The organism is Streptomyces sp. NPDC043870 (genome assembly GCF_056435785.1).
In genome coordinates, this window is record NZ_JBWKDT010000030.1 from 77,625 (window position 1) to 94,546 (window position 16,922).

Annotated in this window: 19 protein-coding genes and 1 pseudogene; 9 read left to right on the forward strand and 11 right to left on the reverse strand. The window is 68.7% G+C overall.

Going from position 1 to position 16,922, the window contains the following annotated elements:
- Positions 1 to 261 precede the first annotated feature (261 nt).
- Positions 262 to 1,602 carry an LCP family protein gene (locus AC0699_RS29190; RefSeq protein WP_478666048.1) on the forward strand — a complete coding sequence of 447 codons (1,341 nt, stop codon included), beginning with the start codon at positions 262 to 264 and terminating at the stop codon, positions 1,600 to 1,602.
- 112 nt (positions 1,603 to 1,714) lie between these two features.
- Here the strand turns inward: AC0699_RS29190 and AC0699_RS29195 are convergent, their stop codons facing one another.
- From AC0699_RS29195 to AC0699_RS29210, 4 genes are all read right to left on the reverse strand, one after another.
- Positions 1,715 to 2,299, reverse strand: a complete 585-nt coding sequence (locus tag AC0699_RS29195; RefSeq protein WP_478666051.1) for a hypothetical protein — start codon at positions 2,297 to 2,299, stop codon at positions 1,715 to 1,717.
- A 290-nt stretch (positions 2,300 to 2,589) separates the two neighbouring features.
- Positions 2,590 to 3,387 carry an inositol monophosphatase family protein gene (locus tag AC0699_RS29200; protein WP_478666053.1) on the reverse strand — a complete coding sequence of 266 codons (798 nt, stop codon included), beginning with the start codon at positions 3,385 to 3,387 and terminating at the stop codon, positions 2,590 to 2,592.
- Between the two features lie 48 nt (positions 3,388 to 3,435).
- Complete coding sequence (locus tag AC0699_RS29205) at positions 3,436 to 4,299, reverse strand: ROK family protein (RefSeq protein WP_478666055.1); 864 nt, start codon at positions 4,297 to 4,299, stop codon at positions 3,436 to 3,438.
- Between the two features lie 1,009 nt (positions 4,300 to 5,308).
- Positions 5,309 to 5,968: a hypothetical protein gene (locus AC0699_RS29210; protein ID WP_478666058.1), complete on the reverse strand. Its 660-nt coding sequence runs from the start codon at positions 5,966 to 5,968 to the stop codon at positions 5,309 to 5,311.
- Positions 5,969 to 6,169: 201 nt separating this feature from the next.
- Here AC0699_RS29210 and AC0699_RS29215 point away from each other — a divergent pair, with 201 nt between their 5' ends.
- From AC0699_RS29215 to AC0699_RS29230, 4 genes are all read left to right on the forward strand, one after another.
- Positions 6,170 to 6,988 carry a lysostaphin resistance A-like protein gene (locus AC0699_RS29215; RefSeq protein ID WP_478666060.1) on the forward strand — a complete coding sequence of 273 codons (819 nt, stop codon included), beginning with the start codon at positions 6,170 to 6,172 and terminating at the stop codon, positions 6,986 to 6,988.
- The gene (locus AC0699_RS29220) at positions 6,978 to 8,252 is read left to right on the forward strand and encodes a sensor histidine kinase (RefSeq protein WP_478666063.1); all 1,275 of its coding nucleotides are present in this window, start codon (positions 6,978 to 6,980) and stop codon (positions 8,250 to 8,252) included. The genes AC0699_RS29215 and AC0699_RS29220 overlap by 11 nt, the downstream gene beginning before the upstream one ends.
- Positions 8,216 to 8,866: a response regulator transcription factor gene (locus AC0699_RS29225; RefSeq protein ID WP_478666066.1), complete on the forward strand. Its 651-nt coding sequence runs from the start codon at positions 8,216 to 8,218 to the stop codon at positions 8,864 to 8,866. Before AC0699_RS29220 ends, AC0699_RS29225 begins: the two co-directional genes overlap by 37 nt.
- Before the next feature lie 171 nt (positions 8,867 to 9,037).
- Entirely contained in the window at positions 9,038 to 9,529 is a 492-nt protein-coding gene (locus AC0699_RS29230) for a cupin domain-containing protein (protein WP_478666069.1), read from the forward strand.
- Positions 9,530 to 9,666: 137 nt separating this feature from the next.
- On the opposite strand, the gene AC0699_RS29235 is transcribed toward AC0699_RS29230, so the two are convergent.
- Positions 9,667 to 10,278, reverse strand: coding sequence for a hypothetical protein (locus AC0699_RS29235; protein WP_478666073.1), 612 nt, complete (start codon positions 10,276 to 10,278; stop codon positions 9,667 to 9,669).
- A 114-nt stretch (positions 10,279 to 10,392) separates the two neighbouring features.
- Entirely contained in the window at positions 10,393 to 10,746 is a 354-nt protein-coding gene (locus tag AC0699_RS29240) for a GNAT family N-acetyltransferase (RefSeq protein ID WP_478666117.1), read from the reverse strand.
- 280 nt (positions 10,747 to 11,026) lie between these two features.
- On the opposite strand from AC0699_RS29240, the gene AC0699_RS29245 reads away from it, so the two are divergent.
- On the forward strand, positions 11,027 to 11,323 hold the full coding sequence (locus AC0699_RS29245; RefSeq protein ID WP_478666076.1) for a hypothetical protein: 297 nt from the start codon (positions 11,027 to 11,029) through the stop codon (positions 11,321 to 11,323).
- Complete coding sequence (locus AC0699_RS29250) at positions 11,313 to 11,849, forward strand: hypothetical protein (protein WP_478666079.1); 537 nt, start codon at positions 11,313 to 11,315, stop codon at positions 11,847 to 11,849. The genes AC0699_RS29245 and AC0699_RS29250 overlap by 11 nt, the downstream gene beginning before the upstream one ends.
- 27 nt (positions 11,850 to 11,876) lie before the next feature.
- Here AC0699_RS29250 and AC0699_RS29255 read toward each other — a convergent pair whose 3' ends face one another.
- The 5 genes from AC0699_RS29255 to AC0699_RS29275 all read right to left on the reverse strand — a co-directional run bounded on the left by AC0699_RS29255 (position 11,877) and on the right by AC0699_RS29275 (position 15,424).
- Positions 11,877 to 12,539: a hypothetical protein gene (locus AC0699_RS29255; RefSeq protein ID WP_478666082.1), complete on the reverse strand. Its 663-nt coding sequence runs from the start codon at positions 12,537 to 12,539 to the stop codon at positions 11,877 to 11,879.
- Entirely contained in the window at positions 12,539 to 12,787 is a 249-nt protein-coding gene (locus AC0699_RS29260; protein WP_478666085.1) for a hypothetical protein, read from the reverse strand. The genes AC0699_RS29255 and AC0699_RS29260 overlap by 1 nt, the downstream gene beginning before the upstream one ends.
- Before the next feature lie 114 nt (positions 12,788 to 12,901).
- The gene (locus AC0699_RS29265; protein WP_478666088.1) at positions 12,902 to 13,435 is read right to left on the reverse strand and encodes a GNAT family N-acetyltransferase; all 534 of its coding nucleotides are present in this window, start codon (positions 13,433 to 13,435) and stop codon (positions 12,902 to 12,904) included.
- Positions 13,436 to 13,554: 119 nt separating this feature from the next.
- The gene (locus AC0699_RS29270) at positions 13,555 to 14,199 is read right to left on the reverse strand and encodes a TolB family protein (protein WP_478666090.1); all 645 of its coding nucleotides are present in this window, start codon (positions 14,197 to 14,199) and stop codon (positions 13,555 to 13,557) included.
- A gap of 676 nt (positions 14,200 to 14,875) precedes the next feature.
- Positions 14,876 to 15,424 (reverse strand): YciI family protein, encoded by a 549-nt coding sequence (locus tag AC0699_RS29275; protein WP_478666093.1) that lies wholly within the window; start codon positions 15,422 to 15,424, stop codon positions 14,876 to 14,878.
- Between the two features lie 105 nt (positions 15,425 to 15,529).
- Here AC0699_RS29275 and AC0699_RS29280 point away from each other — a divergent pair.
- Positions 15,530 to 15,679 (forward strand): annotated as a pseudogene (locus AC0699_RS29280) (pyridine nucleotide-disulfide oxidoreductase); the annotation flags it as partial.
- Between the two features lie 132 nt (positions 15,680 to 15,811).
- On the forward strand, positions 15,812 to 16,837 hold the full coding sequence (locus tag AC0699_RS29285; protein WP_478666096.1) for an alcohol dehydrogenase: 1,026 nt from the start codon (positions 15,812 to 15,814) through the stop codon (positions 16,835 to 16,837).
- Positions 16,838 to 16,922: the final 85 nt, after the last annotated feature.

A 16,922-nucleotide genomic window follows, 5' to 3' on the forward strand; every position in this document is an offset into this window, starting at 1 on the left:
GGTCCGCGCCCCGTCCGGCCCCGGGCCGAGCACGTACCCGCTCACCTCGCTGAGTGCGTGCTTCTCGGGAAGGTCGTTCACCGAGACGGCGAACGACTGACGGACGTCCGCCCGCGGACCGACCGGGACGGACCACCCGCGTTGGACAACGTGGGTGATCACTGCCGGGAGTACGGCGAGCCCACCGGTGCGTAACACGGCCCTCCCGTTCTTGCCCGATAGCTTCGTGCTCATCAACTGTGCACCTTGTGGGGGTGTGTGATGCGTCGTGGTGTTGTCGGACTGGCTCTTCTGGCCGGCCTGGTCTCCTCCTTGCCCTGGCTCGGCGCGCAGGCCGTCTCCGCCGTGAACGCACCGGCGGGCCGGGACAGCAGCCGTGGTACGAACATCCTGATCGTCGGCATCGACAGCCGTGCCGGCCTGTCAGCTGCGGAGAAGCGGCGTCTTCACGTGGGCGGCAAAGCATGCGACTGCACCGACGTGATGATGCTCGTCCATCTTTCCGAGGACCATGAGCGCGCAAGCGTCGTCTCCATCCCCCGGGACAGTTACGTCGAGTACGCCACACTCGAGGGCGCCACCACGCCAACCCGCCGAGGCAAGATCAACGGGGCTTTCAAGATCGGCCGGGGTCCGCTGGCCGTGCGAACCGTCGAGAATGTCACCGGCCTGCACATCGACCACTACCTCGAGACGGGCTTCACCGGCTTCGAGCGAGCTGTCGACAACCTGGGAGGCGCGACCGTGTGCACGGACAAGCCGCTCAAGGACGAGAACTCCGGCCTCGACATCACCGCGGGTACACAGCACCTCGACGGCAGTGGAGCACTGCGCTACGCCCGCGCCCGGCACATCAACCGCCCAGGAGACCTCGGCCGGGTCCGCCGCCAGCAGCGGATGCTCGCCGACATGCTGGCCCGTCTGACCGCGCAAGGGGCACTGGCCGATCCCGTGAGCGCGGCCCGTACGGCCGGCGAGCTGCTCAAGTCCGTACGCACGGACGACCGGACGGGTCTGGACGACCTCGTCCGCATCGGCTGGACACTGGGCCGTCTGTCAGCGGACCGGACGGAGTTCGCCACCGTGCCGATCTCCGCCTTCGACCACCGGGTGCCCGGCGTGGGTTCCACACTGCTCTGGCACGAGGCCCGCTCCCAGGCCCTGTGGGACGCCCTGCGCTCAGATCGCCCCATCACGGGCGACACCCGTATCCTGCCCGTGCCAGAAACACGCGCCGAGACCGACCCCGCAGGAATCGAGGTGCGTGTCGATGACGCCACCGTCGCCAAGGCTCTGCGACTCAGCAAGTTCGACGTGGCGGACACCTCGGCGTCCGCCCCGTCGGTGCGGCCCGCCGGCCCGCCTGCCATCACGTACCCGGCCGGGCGAGAAGCAGATGCGTCCACGCTTGCCGCTGCCCTGCCCGGAGCCCGCCTGCGAGCAGTCTCCCGGCAGGACGCGGTCTTCGAAGTCACCGTGGGCTCCGAGCCCGTGGTGGTCAAGACCGTCACCTACGACCGCAACCTCGCCGAAGGCGCCCCCGTCACAGCGGACCACCTCCGCTGCGCCGGCCCGACAGCGCCGCGTCCACGGAACCCCTGACCTGTGCGAGTGCCCAGCGAGCGGTGATCCGCTGCCGGCGCGCATGGCCCTGTCGGTACTCGACGAGCATCCGCACGGACCGTAGCGGGGTACGACACGACCGGGGCCGGTGTCACAGCTGGTGGGTCCAGGCGATGACCAGCACCACACCGGCGGCGAGCGCGGCGGCGGTGACGAGATACGGCGCGATCCCTACTGTGCGGCCCCACATGCCGCCCGCCAGACGGGCGTGGAGGCGGCTGAGGAGCCACAGAGCACCCAGCCCGGCCATCGCCGCGAGCAGGCCGACCCCGAAGTGCGCCAGCCAGGCCCCGCCCGTCGACGGTCCGCCCCAGGACGTGGTGTACGGGCCGGGATCGACCAGCGGGTACAGGACGCCGCGCAGGATGAACAGGATCTCCATCCCGACCGGGATCAGCGACAGCAGCCCGAGCGGAACGCACAGCAGCGCATGGGCCAGCAGACGCGCCGCGCCGGGCCGGCGGCCCGAGGACTGCGCCGCCGAGTCCTGCTCACCGGCCTGGGCCCACCACCGGCGCGCCATGTCCGAGCGCCCGGCCGCGACCATGCCGACCGTCGTGATCGACGCCGGAAGGAGCGTCGCGGCGTAACCGATCCGGCGCACGAACCGCAACCGGATGACACCCGAACCGGTCTCCGCGGCGTTGTCGGTGCGCCGGGACGCGCTGACTGCCATGCCCTGTACCTCCACTGTCCGGCCGGCCGGCTTGCCGACGACCAGAACGTAGGAGCCAGGCTCCGTGGACCACGTCACACCACGGTGCCAATGCTGACCCCCTACCCCGGCAGGGGGTCAGGCAGGTCGGGGTGAGTGCGGGGCCCTGCGCCATGCCTCGGGCCTGCCGCCGTTGCTCGCCGCCCAGCGCAAGGAACGCGCCTGCATCCGCAGCGAAAAGAGCATCCGCTGGGGCGGGCCACCTCGCTCCCGCAGCCTGACCAACCCGGCGAACCCGTGCGGACACCGCACTAACTTCGGCCGCAGATCATCGACATCAACAGACCATGGGTCTCGGCGTCGGCGGCCACCACGAGCCCGCGGCCTGCTTGACCGATCGGGCCGCCGTCAATCCCGGTGACGACGCAACCAGCGGCACGGCACACAGCGATGCCAGCGGCGAAGTGCACGCTCCCGGACAGGTCACCGCCATCGGTGACGTATGCGGCACGCTTGCCGGCCGCGACCCAGGCCAACGCCAATGTCGTGGACACAACCCGCGGCCGGAACCGCTCAACGAACCCGGGGTGGGCCAACAAGTCCACGGCCCGGAATCCGGGCGCGCTCGGAAACGGCGGATCCAGGTTGACGTCCACCAGTTGGGTGGCAGACGTGGGCGCCAGCTGTGCATCGACCCCTTCGTGCCGCACCCAGGCGGTCTCACCGTCGGTGAAGAAAACCTCGCCGCTGAACGGGTCGGCCACCGCCGCCGCCCCGTTGCGCAACGCCACGTTGACGGCCACCAGCATGTTACCGACGGCGTAGTTCAGCGTGCCGCACAAGGGATCCACCAACCACTCGCGCACGGCGGCGGCCGCGCACTGCTGCCCGCCTTCCTCGCCGAGCACCGCATCATCGGGCCGAGCAGCACGGATGACACCGAGGATCGTCTTCTCGGCCTCCACATCGGCGGCGGTGGCGAAGTCCCCCGCGCCCTTGTCGATGCGGGAGAGCTGCAGGCCGTACATCTGGCGCACCACGTCCGTGCCGGCACGTGCCGCAGCTATTGCAACCCCGGCATCGTCAAGACTCGCGTACGAGTTGATCATGCCCTGCAGAGTATCGGGCCAACCCGGCGAACCTGAGCGGTCCCAGCACTAGACATATTCCTCTACCCATGAGTGACCCTGCTTGGCGGCGACAGCCAGTTTCATCGCCCCTCTGGCGACGACCAGTTCAGCGTCCTCGATACGGCTGATCGTGCAGGCCTCCCTGAGCTCAGGCAAGGCATGCTCGCGAGCTGTCATGACTGCCGCATCCCAGTACCCCTCGTAACCAAGAGTGCCGCCTGCTACACGCACCACGTCCGGGTTGAGGATGTTCACAAGTGCAGCAATGGCAAGGCCGAATGCCACCCCTGCTTCGTGCACCACACGCTGGACGCCAGGGTCGACGAGGGCCAGTGCGGCGTGAACTTGATCTGGTGATCTTCCAGTTCGCTTCACGATCGCCGCGCCGCCCGCGAGTTCGTCGAGGCGTTTCACTCCGTGACCGGTTGCCATCGGCATGCTGCCGACCTCGCCGGCCCACCCGCGTGAGCCCCTCACCACTCTCCCTTCCGAGAGGTATGCGGAACCCACCGCAGTGCCACAGATGAGCACGACCACGGTCGAAGCGTCCGCATGGTTGGTGGCCTCTTGCGCCAGGGCACCTCGGATGTCGTTGACGAGAAGCTGTGGAACGTCACAGTCTGCGAGTCCCTGCCAGCCGGCGAGTTGCGGCAGAACGTCAGAGATCTCAACCTTCCGGTTCGCCACCAATCCCGGTACAGCGATGCCAAGTGCATCGGGCCGAAGGCTATGGTCTGCGATGAAGGCCTGGATCGCGGCTTCGATATCCGTCGGGGTGGCTGCAGGCCCCGTTGCCACCCGCCGCGTGAGCGGCCCCGCAAGACCCTTGCCCTCCGCAAGCATGAGCAACTTGGTGCCACCGATGTCGACACCGAGTGCTGAACACACCATGGCTATGCCTCACGACTCGACCGTAGACGCAACCTACCACCGCCCGTACAAGGTCGGTCAGCCGTGTCCTCCTCCTGCCTGTCCATCCCCTCGTCGAAGGCGTGGGTTCTCCGCAGTCCGCGGAATGGCAGTGGCGTAGGTCATGGTCGTGGATGGCGGTGGCCGCGCAGCCGACACGCATCGCGTGTGTCCCGGTCATCAGATCTTGCACTGGCGGGGCCGTGGACCTGCGAGGTGGCAGGCTGAACCGCGACGTACCAGGGGTGTGACGAGGCGTCACGGAATTCCCGTGGGCGGTGTGAACAGGCCGGTGAGAACGATGGCTTCGGGGTAGGTGACCCGGGCTTCGGAGGGACGGTGGGCATCACCCAACGGATCCAAGCCCAGCACGTTGAGCCGGCGGTTCCACCTGTGCCGAAGGGTCTCACTGCTACTTTCGCTGGTGAACTACCTGGTCAGGCGGTCGCCGGGTCGATGTAGGCCAGCGTGGTGGAGGAGTGGGTGTTTCGGCGGGCAATCCGGTAGTGCCGGACGTTGGCCCGCAGGACCTCGGTCAGCCGTGTCAGGTCGTGCTGTTCATCGCCGAGGAACCAGCGGTGGTGCCGGTGTCAGACGCCTTCACAGTGTGGAGTGCTGCGGACGACGAGACCGCGGATGTGGCGACGGGCCAAGCAGAGGCGGCAGGCCGAGCGGCGCCACGGCTCGACGACCTCCTCGGTGGCGGACAGCGGAAGCCGCCGCAGGGGGTCGCCGATCGAGCCGAGCGGCGGCCGCCTGCATCAAGGAGTACGGGCTCCGGCGGGTCAACGCGGCGAGTTGCTCCAGTGCCTCTGCGGTCCAGTGGCCGACTCGGTTGTCGACTCGGCGGTGCTGCCGCGACTGACTCACTTTCAGCGAGACGGGTCGTCTGCGCGCGGACCTACCGTCGCGGGTTGGGCGCCTCTGACGGGCAGCCGGTTCCCCCACCGGGCACGCGGGGTGGGCAAATACCATTCGCTCAGGGTCACGGTCAGCCGACCGGGGATTCGTGGCCCCGGCGGCGGCGGACATGGCCTCGCCAGCCCGCCAGGACCGCCATCAGGGTCCACGTCACGGTGCCGCCGACCAGGCCGCCCAGCCGACCCGAGGCATCCACGTCATCGGCTTGCTCCATCGGCACCGCGCCCTCCGGGTCACGAATGACGTCGAGCCGGTCGCCCACCTTCGGAGCCCAGGCGTTACCGTCGTACTCCAGCTTCTCCTCCAGCTCGTTTCCGTCCGTGCCCCGAAGGGTGAAGCGATGGTTGTCGCTGGACGTAGCGGCCGCGCTGTCCGCCACGATCTCCACGCTCTCGCGCACGCCGCGCTTCTCCAGAGCTGCCTCGGGCGCGTACTGGACGGACCCGACGAGGATGAACAGCGCGGGCACCGCGGACAGTACGGTCAGCCAGAAAGCCCGGTGGAGCAGAATCATCATCACGGCGAAGGCGAGGCACAGGAGCACCCCGACCGCGATGGGGACCGCCTCGAAGCCCAAAGCCAGGTATGCGACGCAGACGGTGGATGCCGCGGCCGCCCACCCGAAGAGCACCAGCCCGACCGTACGCCGCGCCGACTTCCACGGGTTGACGGCCGGCCCACCCATCTCGCTCAGTGGTGTGGTCCTGCTGCTTCCTATGCCCCCTGACATCCCTGCTCCTTGTCATACCTGCCGCTGTGGGCTCCGTCGTACCTGGCCGGCTGGCACGTTACAGGTAGTCAGTCCACTGATCCTCTTCCACTCCTGTCTCGCGCCTTCCCCGCAACCGCCCACGAGGGTGTATCCAGGTACACCCCGGCTCGGCATCCAGACACAATGGCTGCGGCGCCGCCGAGCGGCATCGTCGGTGGCATGCGAATGACATCTGTCGACATCAAGGCGATGGCCGTGTTCCTCGCCGTTACCTTTCTGGCGGCCGGCGCGCTGGGCGTGCTCCAGCCGGCGACACGGATCCCCGGCGAGGTCATCCAGCTGACCCAGTTCGGCCCCGCGCTCGGGGTGGGAGTTGCCGCGCTGCTGTGGCCGCGGCGTGTACGAGCACTACTCGCCGGCGCCCTGCCGGGCCGCAGCAGTCACGGGGTGCTCCTGATCGTCACGGCACCGCTCATCATCGCGCTGAGCGTCGGCACGTACGCGACGCTCACCGGGAACGTGCGACTGACGCGTCCGGACACCCCTTTCGCGTTGATCGCCGCAGCGCAGCTCATCGGCGCGTGTGGCGAGGAGATCGGCTGGCGCTGCTTCCTGCAACCGCTGCTGCGCACCCGCTTCGGCCCCCTTGCCGCTTCGGTTGCAGTGGGCGTGGCGTGGGGCGGCTGGCACGTCCAGGTTTTCGCGAGACACCCTGTGTACGCGGGGGCGTTCTTGATGGCAGCCGTGTCCATGTCGGTCGTGATGGGGTGGGCCCTCGAAGGAGTGCGGGCTTCCAGGCTGCTGCTCGCGGGAGGCTTCCACGCTCTGATCAACCTCGGCATGCTGCTGTTCATGGACGAAGAGTCGGGGGCGGTACTCCCCATGGTGTTGTTCGGCGCGTCGTGCCTGGTGGCAGCGGGGCTGTGGACGTGGACGAGTTCTCGCAGGGGACGGTCGACGACGTCGGCGTCAACCCTGGCACCGGCACCGGCACCGGCACCGGCTAAGCTCCCTCCGATCATGGACGATGTTCGATAGGCCCCGCACGGTCGTCTCCCGCGCATGTGTCGCGGTCGGCCGGTGCCAGCTGGCAAGCCTGCATGCCATCGCGGTGTGGGCGGTCGGCTCGCTCGTGGTGCTCGCCCTGCTGCTGATACCCGTGGGCGTCGGCTTCCTGCTGCTGCCGCCTGCCACACGTGCCCTGCGCTCGCTGTCCGATCGCGCCCGCTCACGCGCCGCCCGATGGACGGGCGTTCATGTCACTCCGCCCGAGCCTCTGCCGGCGAGCCGCGCCCTCAACGCCCGCAGGGCATCGGGCGCGATCCTCGCCGATGAGGGATTCTGGCGCGACCTGGCGTGGTCCTGGCTGGAGCCGGTGACCGGCGGCCTCCTGGTCGCCGTCCCCCTCGCCCTCATCGAGTACGGGGTGTTCGGCGCGCTGGTGCAGCCGTTCATCTGGCGGCTCATCGACGACGGCAACTGGTATGCGTTCGTCCCGGTTCACAGCGCCCCGACCATGCTTGCCGCGCTGGTGCTGGGGCTCGCCTTCATGGCCGCCGGCCTGCTCGCCGCCCCCGCCACGCTCCGGCTGCACACCCGGGTGACCCGGCCTCTGCTCTCCGCGCCCCGCAGCGCCCAGCTCACCCGGCGGGTCGATCAGCTCACCGACACCCGTGCCTGGGCCCTGGACGCACTGGCCGCCGAACTGCGGCGCATCGAGCGGAACCTGCACGACGGTGCGCAGGCTCGGCTGGTCTCCCTGGGGATGACGCTGGACCGTGCCATGCGCCGGATGGAGACAGACCCAGCGGCGGCACGCGACCTCCTGCTGGACGTCCGCAGCACGTCCGAGCGGGCTCTGCAGGATCTACGCGACCTCGTCCACGGGATCCACCCGCCGGTCCTCGCCGACCGAGGCCTCGGTGACGCCGTCCGCTCGCTGGCGCTCGACAGCTTCCTCGACGTCCACGTCGAGGCGCGGCTGCCGGGCCGGCTCCCGGCACCGGTCGAGTCCGCCGCCTACTTCGCTGTGAGCGAGACTCTGACGAACGCGGCGAAGCACTCCGGCGCCCGCGAGGTCGGCATAGCCCTGACGTACGAGAACGGCGTGCTGCGCGTGATCGTCACCGACGACGGCCACGGCGGCGCCGACCCTTCACGAGGCACCGGACTGAACGGCGTGCGACGGAGGTTGGATACCTTCGATGGCACCCTCGTCCTGCACAGCCCGCAGGGCGGACCGACCACCGTGACGATGGAGATTCCGTGCGCGTTGTCCTCGCCGAAGACCTCTTCCTGCTGAGAGACGGGCTGACACGCACGCTCCAGGAGCACGGCTGCGAGGTCGTCGCGGTGGACAACGGCCCCTCTCTGTTGCGCGTACTCCTCGACGAGGGGAACACCGCGCCGGATGTCGCGGTGGTCGACGTGCGGCTGCCGCCGACCTTCACCGACGAAGGCCTGCGGGCCGCGCTGGAAGCCCGTCGCCGACGTCCTGGCCTGCCCGTCCTCATCCTCTCCCAGTACGTAGAGCAGCTCTACGCGAACGAGCTGCTGGCCGGGGGCGAAGGTGCCGTCGGGTATCTGCTCAAGGACCGGGTCACCAACACCGAGCAGTTCGTCGACGCGGTCCGCCGCGTGGCTGCCGGAGGCACGGTGATGGACCCTCAGGTCATCTCCAGGCTTCTGTCGCGCGGCGACGCCCGTGGCACGATCGGCAGCCTGACACCGCGCGAGCGCGACGTCCTCGAGCTGATGGCCGAGGGCAGGTCGAACACCGCCGTCGCAACCGGCCTGCACATCAGTGAGAGCGCCGTCGCCAAGCACACGGCGAGCATCTTCGCCAAGCTGCGCATCAGCCCGTCCGCGGACGACAACCGCAGAGTGCTGGCCGTTCTGGCATATCTCAAACGCTAGGGTCCGTGTGGCGGATCAGGCTGAGCAGCAAGTCGACCGGACAGACCCTGAGGGCCCCGCACCCGCTTCGGCAAGCGTTTCCATGTCTTCCTCGGCACCGTGACCGTTACCGCCGTGAGCCTGTGGTTCCGTTCATGACTCGCCGGGCGGTCTCTGGGCCACAATGCCCGTATGACTGATCATCAGGCCCCTACTCCCGCCCGTCCGCTGCTGCGCCGCCCCCAGGACGGTGAACTCATAGACGTCGCCGGTGTCGCGCACTTCTTCCGGCTCACCGGCGAGCACACGGGCGGGCAGTTCGCCTTCGAGGAGTTCAGCCTCGCCCCCGGCACCATTGGTGCCAGGCCACACGTGCACGAAGGACATGACGAGTACTTCTACGTTCTTGAGGGCGAGTTGACGCTCCACACCGGAGACGGCGAGGTGACAGCCGGCCCCGGACATCTGCTCGCCGCCACCCGCGGCACCCCGCACGGCTTCCGGAACGCAGGCCCGGTCCCCGCACGCGCCCTCTGCCTTTACACCCCCGCCGGCTACGAAAACTACTTCCGCGACGTCCACGCCGCCGTGAGCGCCGGGGCCGAGGTGACCGACGAGCTGCTGGCCGAATTCCGCAGCCGTCACCGGACCAGCTCCCACCCGGTTTCCCCGGACAAGCCCTAGTTCAAGAACTGCAAGAACCTCATGAACTGACGGACGTCATTGACAAGTGGTTCTCTCGCGGGCACGCGAGAACGAGCCGAAGAGCCTGCCAAGGCCTGGATGACGACTGTCTGTTCCGACCCGACGGCCCGCCGCTCTCACGAGCGGCGGGCGTCCCCGGGGGCGATCTCGTCCGGCAGGCCCCCGAAGGTGGCGAGCCGGGCGAGGGCAGCGCGACTCTCGGGTACGGACTTGGTGCAGCTGAGCGCGCCCAGGGCTTTCGCGGCGGCCATGCCGCGCTGGACGTAGAGCTCGGCGAGGTCCATGAGCCAGGGTGTGAGGGCGGCCTCGTCGTCGACCATGAGGCCGCACCAGTAGAGGGTCTGCTCGGCGATCCAGGCGGTGATACGGCGGGTCCAGACCTCCTGGAAGCCGGTCGTGGCGAGCCCCCGAAAGGCGCACTCGGCCTCGGCGTCGGCCATGCGCTCGGCCGTTACGTACCGGGCGTAGGGCATGCGCTCGCGCAGGACGGCACGGATCCTGGCCCACTCGGGGTACTCGTCGTCGCAGGAGTCGTGGACGACCGCCTCCTCCGGCGGCTCGGGCTCGGCGAGCGGCTCGGGCGGCAGGCAGGCTTCCAGCACGGCCCGCGCATAGGCGAGGGTCTCCTCGTCCTCCTTCTCCGAGGTCCAGATGAAGGCGTTGTCCCACGGGTACGGGTAGGCCCGCAGCACCTCCGGCAGCAGCGGTGTTTCGTCGGTGGCGGTCACGTGACTCCCAGGTATTCCCTCGCGCTCTCGGGGCCGTTCATCCTGCATGAGTCCAGCGCCGCCCGCTCGGAGGAGCCCGAGCTCCTCACACTGCGATCTCCGGGATCGCCCGTCTTACGGGTCAACCGGCGGTTGAGCAGGGTGATAAGAAACCGGCCCGCCTCCTGACGTTCCGAGGGCGACCGCACCCGGGCGTCGCACCATGTAGACGTCGATCGAGTCCTGCACCTCCACGGTGAACCCGTGGCGCTCATACAACCGCCGGGCGGCGCTGCCCTGCAAGGCATTCAGGCGGACCAGCACGCCGTCGGCATCCATCCGCTCCAGCAGTGTCCGCAGCACAGCCGATCCGAGCCACCGGCGTTGCAGGCCCGGTACCCAATAGAAGTGCTCCAGCCACCGCCCGTCCTCGGCCGGGCGCACCGTGACGCAGCCCGCGAAGGCGCGCTTGGACGAGCGAGCTCGCAGCGAAGAACTGGAAGTACGTGCAGAACTACGCTGACGCGAACTCCGAGGTCGTGAGGGAGATCCTCCTCAGAGCCCAGCGGGCGTGAGACTCGTGGGGAGGGCGAGCGTAGGCCGTGAGGGTGATGAGGAAGCAGCCGCTGGGGTGAAGTCGCCTCACAACCGGAGGCCCGGACCTCCCCGACCCGGCGATTCACCCGTTCGGATCGTTTGAGTGGCCACTTGAACAACATGGTCTTCTCATTGAACTGGACCGCAACGCCGTGCGAGTGGGAGGTGGCCGATGTACAACATGTGCGCCGAACACATAGCGACGAAGACCGGCACCGGGCTCCTGTGGCATGCCCTGGACGGCGACGGCAACGCCCTGTGCGCTCGAACATTCAGCGACAAAGCAGCGTGGGCACAGGACGGCCTGTGCGACCGTGAAGACTACTGCCACAGCTGCCTGGACGCCCTCGCCCATGCGGTTCGGACTTCTCGGGTCGCAACCGATTCACGCACTCCGACCGGCGGCGCCGTGCAGCAGATCACCGGCATCATTGCGCCGAGTCCGGAAGGTCACCCCCATGGGCACTGACACCTCCCGGAAGCCGAAGCGGTCGCGGCTCGTCGCACGCTGGCGCGAATCGGCAAGCCAGCACCTCACTCCCACGAAGAGATCACTGATCGTGACGTGGATCGCCTTCGGCGTCACTTGGGGAACCGTCCGGATCATCACCCACGGCATCCGCGGTGGATGGCTGCCCTGGGGCAACATCTCCGCCGGCGGTCAGCACCTGCACCACTACAACCTCGGCATCGGCACCCTCGCCGGCATCGGCCTCATCGCCGTACGCGGCGACGAGCGCGCCGTCGGCCACCCCGCCATCGCCGCTGCCTACGGCGCGGGAACCGCCCTCATCGCCGACGAATTCGCCCTGCTCCTCGATCTGCAGGACGTCTACTGGGCCGACCAGGGGCGCCTCAGCGTGGATGTCTCCCTCGGCATCCTCTCCGCACTCGGCGCGTACCTGACCGCCATACCGTTCTGGCACGAGTGCGCTCGGGTGACCCGCCGCCATGTCGTCTCCGCCGCCAAGCGAGACCTGGTACCCGCCACGTAAGCCGGCCCCCGGGCCCGGTACCACGCCTTACGGCCAAGGGAAAAACCGCCGGCTGCCGCCTTTGCGGGCCCAGCCGCGTGCTGGTGGCCCGCACGATGGGGTGCGGGCGAAAGCCGGGACGACGAACAGGTCGTCGGCCAGCGGCACGGGCCGCCCGAGGCGCGAGTCGTGCCAGCCCGAGAGGCGGTCCTCGCCGGCTACCAGTTCGGTCAGGGCCGGCCGGGGACGATGATCCTGTCCGACCGGCTTGCCCTGGTACTGAACGTGAGCGCGCAGGTCGTTGTCGCTGTGGCGGGCCGGCGCGGGATCGAGGGAGGCGATGGCCTCGATCAGGGGCTTGGAGGTGGGGGTCAGGGCGGCATCGGTCAGGCCGACGACGTTCGCGAGGAGGCTGCCGTAGTTCCAGACCCCGTATTCGGTGACGGCGCACAGCAGGCGGCCCGAAGGCGTAACGCTGATCGAGCTGGCGAAGGCATCTCCCGGCGTGAATCTCTCGAAGGGGCGCTCGTCCTTCGAGTCGTAGGTGGCCAGGACCTCGCTGAGATCGGGCGTGATCAGGGTCGTGCAGTCCGGGCGGGCGTTGACGGACAGGGTGCCGTCCGGCAGCACGCACAGCGTCACATCTATGCCGTTGGCCACGGCCGAGGCGTTCCTGTCGCCGTGGGACGGGCAGCACAGCGCGCTCGCCATCAACTCACCGTCCGCGGAGTACCGGGTGATGATCCGGTACCCGAAGTTGGCTGCCACGGGTCCTGTTCGTCGTCGGCCACCCCGTAGGTGTACCGGTGCACCCCGTACAGCGCGTACACCTCACCGTTCGGTGCGGCCGCGACATCGTAGGCCTGCACACCCCAGCCCTTGGGGTAGAGCGCGGTCAAGTCGATGCGGTGGAGGTCCACCAGCGTGCCCGGCAGGGCCAGCGGAAGCGTCTGGATCACGCTGTCATTCTGCGTGCCGGCACTGACAGTTGGCGTGCCGGCCGCATCCGGCCGCCGGACTGCCGGCGAGGGGATCAGCGCACATCGGTCCAAGGACGGCACTCACCGGAGTCATCACATGGGGAGCGAGAGCAGGCGTACCGCTCCAACAGGCCAATGCGCACCGTCGCGCAGTGGCGTCCACATGGTACGCAGCGGCATGATCACGAATCCGTCGGGTTGTTCGACCTGAACATCCTGCTCAAGCGTTTGCCAGCCGAGTCGCTGGTAGAGCGGGACGAGGGACGGCCGGCAGAAGAGAATCGCGTGTTGCGGCCCCATCGCCCGGGCGTGGTCCAGGGCCGCCGACACGACCAACCGCGCCAGTCCGTGCCCCCGCATTTCAGGCGCGACAGCCACCCCGCCGACACCCACCACCTGTGTGTTGACTTCGCCGATCGATATCGGTAGCCGCAGCAGGCCGGCGTGTGCAACAAGGCGGTCCTTGTGCCTGATACCGAAATGATCTTCCTTGGGCAGCCACGTCAATTCGGCGTCTGCGACGCCGAAGGGATCGGGACTGTCGCCGAGAATTTCGATCTGGTCGGTCTTCGTGTAGTCCGTGAGCCGCACCACGGTTGGCGATGTCGAAGAAGGGCGATCAGTCATCTCACCATGATCCTATTCGTGTCGGCTCCTGGCCAACTGAACACTCACGGTGGCCGGCTGAGGGGCCGTGAACGCGCTTCCGCGACGACCGCGCCTGCAGCTCGCTTGATGGCGTTTGCTCACCGACTGGCCCCGGCAGGGGCGCACGGAACCGCTGACGCGGTGGCGTCAGGCCTTTCCTGCGGGCACTGCGGAAAGGAGCAGTGAGTCCTGGCCGTCAGCGGGCGCTCGTGGTCACCGACGGGGAACTTCCCTCGGCCAGAGACCGGCCTGCCGGATCCGTCGGCCCGCACTGTGTAGACGAAGGGCGTGCCGCGATAGACCCTGCCGTAGGCGACGGTGCTGCTGTCCAGCCAGGCGGCCTGGTCGTCGACGTCGGCAGGCGCGACCAGCGCGGTGTCCTTGCCCGTCCGCAGGTGGAGCACATGGAGCCCCCAATGGCCGCCGACCCTTTTCTTGTACGCGATGCGGGTTGCGTCGGGCGACAGCGACGGGCACTCCACATTGGTACGCAACGCAATGAGCCTCCGGGTGGCGAGGTCTCCGCGCATGAGGTACGTGCGGCCCTTCGAGGACATGGTCGCGTAGAAGGTCCGGTCGTCGGCGGCGAAGGTGACGCCCCAGAAGTCTCGGTCCTCCGGCTGGGTGCGCCTTCCTTCGACGAAGACGGTGAAGTCCTCCAGCGAACCGTAGTGGTTGCCGTTCCGCAGGTCGTAGATCCCGGCCGTGGTGGCGAACTGTCCCGCACTGGCAATAGGAGTCACCGGAGCGGAAGACCGTCCAGGCCACGAGGTGGCCCGACGGGGAGACCCGGGCCCTGCTCGGCTTGCCCCACACGGGCAGCGTGACCTCCGGTTCGGCCTTGCCCGGCCGGTAGACGCGGACCTCCGAGGAGAAGGGGCCGGGGAGTCCCTGCAGGCAGACGAGGGTTCCGGCGGCGACGGCGGCACGACGGCAGGCCGGTCCGGTGCCGAGCTGACTGCCCTCGCGGGTCGTCTGGGGTCCCCGTGAAGCTGACCATCTTCGACCGCCGCCTTGCCCTCGTGTCGATGTCGTTCGTCGAAGCCGAAGTCAACGACTTTCTGCTGATGGTGCATCCCTCCAGCCTGCTGTCAGCGCTTGCGGGTCTGTTCGAGACCTCGTGGCGGGCGGCGCTGCCGATGCACTTGAGCGAGCGCGTGCCGCCGGGCCTCAGCCCGACCCACCGCCGCATCCTGGAGCTGCTGGCCACCGGCGTCAACGACGACACCATCGCCGAACTCCTCGGCGTCAGCCGGCGTACGCTGTCTCGCCACGTGGAGCTGCGAGCCGCATACAGAGCCATTTGGAAACGCGTGAGTGATCCGGCACGGGAATTGACGGCCTCCAGCACGGGGAGTTCTGCGCCGGGCGATATCTACGCCCGGCGACGGAAAGGCCCTCGTGCCTACCTGCACTTCATCACCGCCGCCCACCGAACTCCCAGTCGTGGACCTCGATGTCGGCGTACCGGTCCGCGGTCAGGACGGCGCGTGCCGTGTTCGGGTTCGGGGCCCGGACCAGCGCCGCCGTACCCAGCCAGGTGGCGTCGTCGTCGGAGAGCAGCGGCCCATACGCGATCAGCTCGTCCCGGTCAGGCGAGACGTCGAGGTCGGCGGCCTGCCCCGAGCCGAGGCCGAGCACCAGGTACCGGTTGCCGCCGGTTTTACCGCCAGGGAAATCCCACATCGTGCGCCCCAGCACGTTGCGCCACCGGCGCAGCAGTACATCCCGGTACACGCCCGCCTGGTAGTTGGGTTCGTCGAAGGCGAACGCGCGGGCGGCAGCGGGATCTGGCAGGTCGACGATGTGCACGCTGCCGGTGGGCGTATCGCCGTCGCTGGCGAAGGTCGGGCCGCGAGCGATCAACTCCGCCGCATACCCGTCCATGTAGGACCAGTGGTCTTCCAGCAGCTCGTCGCGCAACTCGACGGAGCCGGGCCGATCGCGGTGGTAACAGAAGAACTCCATGCCCACAGACTCTCCCCAACATACGGCAACATCTCAACAGGCTTTGGCAACGATGACCGCACGCTCCGAACGCGGCAGCGTTTCGCCGGACGGCATAGCCATCACGGAGGCGCGGCACGTACCAACGACATCGGCCTGGAGACCATCGGCCTCGCTCCCGCCGACCGGCTGACCGTCGACGACGCCTTACGGGTCAGCGCCATCACTGACGGATGGCTGTACGCGGCCGGCGGTGTCAATCACCGCGTCCTGATGATCAGCCCGTTTGCCCGTCACCAGGCATGATCCGAGAGGCAGGACCTGAGCCCCGGCCCGCGCGCGCGACAGGGCCGGACGTGATCTGATGGTACCGGGGGCCGTTCCCAGTAGTACCCGGGAGAGGTCCAGATGAGCACCTACCGAGCTGCTCAGGTGGCCGTCGCCGGCGGGCCGTTTGCGATCACCGAGCGTGAGGCCCCGAGGCCGGGCCCCGGCCACGTACGGATCGCCGTGGACGCCTGCGGGATCTGCCACAGCGACGCCTTCTTCGTCAACGCCCTGCTTCCGGGAGTCCGGTTTCCGGTGGTCCCCGGGCATGAGATCGCCGGGCGCATCGACGAACTCGGTGACGAAACGCAAAGCCGCGGCTGGCAGGTCGGCGACCGGGTGGCGGTGGGCTGGTTCGGCGGCAGTTGCGGCTACTGCACGCCCTGCAGACAGGGCGACTTCATCGTGTGCGAGAACCTGAAGGTCCCCGGATGGGCATACGACGGAGGCTTCGCCGAGACGGTGATCGCACCGGCCGACGCCCTGGCCCGGATTCCCGACACGCTCGAGGCGACCGACGCGGCACCCATGGCCTGCGCCGGGGTGACCACGTACAACGGCCTGCGGCGCAGCTCCGCACGGCCCGGCGACCTGGTCGCCGTCCTCGGTATCGGGGGCCTCGGCCACCTGGGCGTGCAGTACGCGACCGCCATGGGCTTCGAGACCGTGGCCATCGCCCGCGGCGCCGACAAGGCCGACTTCGCCAGGCAACTCGGCGCGCACCACTACATCGACAGCACCGCGGACACCTCCGTCGCCGACGCGCTCAAGTCCCTCGGCGGCGCCAAGGCCGTTCTGGCCACCGCCGCCAACTCCGAGGCCATCACGGCGACCGTGGACGGGATGTCCCACCGCGGCGAGCTGGTGGTCATCGGCGCGGACGTCGAACCGCTCGGCATCAGCCCGACCCAACTGCTCATGAGCGGCTTGGTCGTCCGCGGGCACCCGTCCGGCGCCGCGCAGGACGTGCAGGACACCATGGCGTTCAGTGCCCTGCACGGTATCCGCCCGACGATCGAAATCGTGCCGCTGGACCAGGCCGACGAGGCCTACCAGAAGATGATGTCCGGCGCCGCCCGCTTCCGGATGGTGCTCACCACCTCCTAATGAGGTTGTCAAGCCGCCGATGCAGTGGAGAGGCCATGCTCGTAGCGCCGTCCGTCACGGATCAGGGCCCACAAGACGTTGACCC

Excerpts from the sequence above, each read along its gene's own strand:
- AC0699_RS29190 (WP_478666048.1), top strand. The coding sequence starts at position 262 with ATGCGTCGTGGTGTTGTCGGACTGGCTCTTCTGGCCGGCCTGGTCTCC.
- AC0699_RS29195 (WP_478666051.1), bottom strand. The coding sequence starts at position 2,299 with ATGGCAGTCAGCGCGTCCCGGCGCACCGACAACGCCGCGGAGACCGGT.
- AC0699_RS29200 (WP_478666053.1), bottom strand. The coding sequence starts at position 3,387 with ATGATCAACTCGTACGCGAGTCTTGACGATGCCGGGGTTGCAATAGCT.
- AC0699_RS29205 (WP_478666055.1), bottom strand. The coding sequence starts at position 4,299 with ATGGTGTGTTCAGCACTCGGTGTCGACATCGGTGGCACCAAGTTGCTC.
- AC0699_RS29210 (WP_478666058.1), bottom strand. The coding sequence starts at position 5,968 with ATGTCAGGGGGCATAGGAAGCAGCAGGACCACACCACTGAGCGAGATG.
- AC0699_RS29215 (WP_478666060.1), top strand. The coding sequence starts at position 6,170 with ATGCGAATGACATCTGTCGACATCAAGGCGATGGCCGTGTTCCTCGCC.
- AC0699_RS29220 (WP_478666063.1), top strand. The coding sequence starts at position 6,978 with ATGTTCGATAGGCCCCGCACGGTCGTCTCCCGCGCATGTGTCGCGGTC.
- AC0699_RS29230 (WP_478666069.1), top strand. The coding sequence starts at position 9,038 with ATGACTGATCATCAGGCCCCTACTCCCGCCCGTCCGCTGCTGCGCCGC.
- AC0699_RS29245 (WP_478666076.1), top strand. The coding sequence starts at position 11,027 with ATGTACAACATGTGCGCCGAACACATAGCGACGAAGACCGGCACCGGG.
- AC0699_RS29250 (WP_478666079.1), top strand. The coding sequence starts at position 11,313 with ATGGGCACTGACACCTCCCGGAAGCCGAAGCGGTCGCGGCTCGTCGCA.
- AC0699_RS29255 (WP_478666082.1), bottom strand. The coding sequence starts at position 12,539 with ATGGCGAGCGCGCTGTGCTGCCCGTCCCACGGCGACAGGAACGCCTCG.
- AC0699_RS29265 (WP_478666088.1), bottom strand. The coding sequence starts at position 13,435 with ATGACTGATCGCCCTTCTTCGACATCGCCAACCGTGGTGCGGCTCACG.
- AC0699_RS29275 (WP_478666093.1), bottom strand. The coding sequence starts at position 15,424 with ATGGAGTTCTTCTGTTACCACCGCGATCGGCCCGGCTCCGTCGAGTTG.
- AC0699_RS29285 (WP_478666096.1), top strand. The coding sequence starts at position 15,812 with ATGAGCACCTACCGAGCTGCTCAGGTGGCCGTCGCCGGCGGGCCGTTT.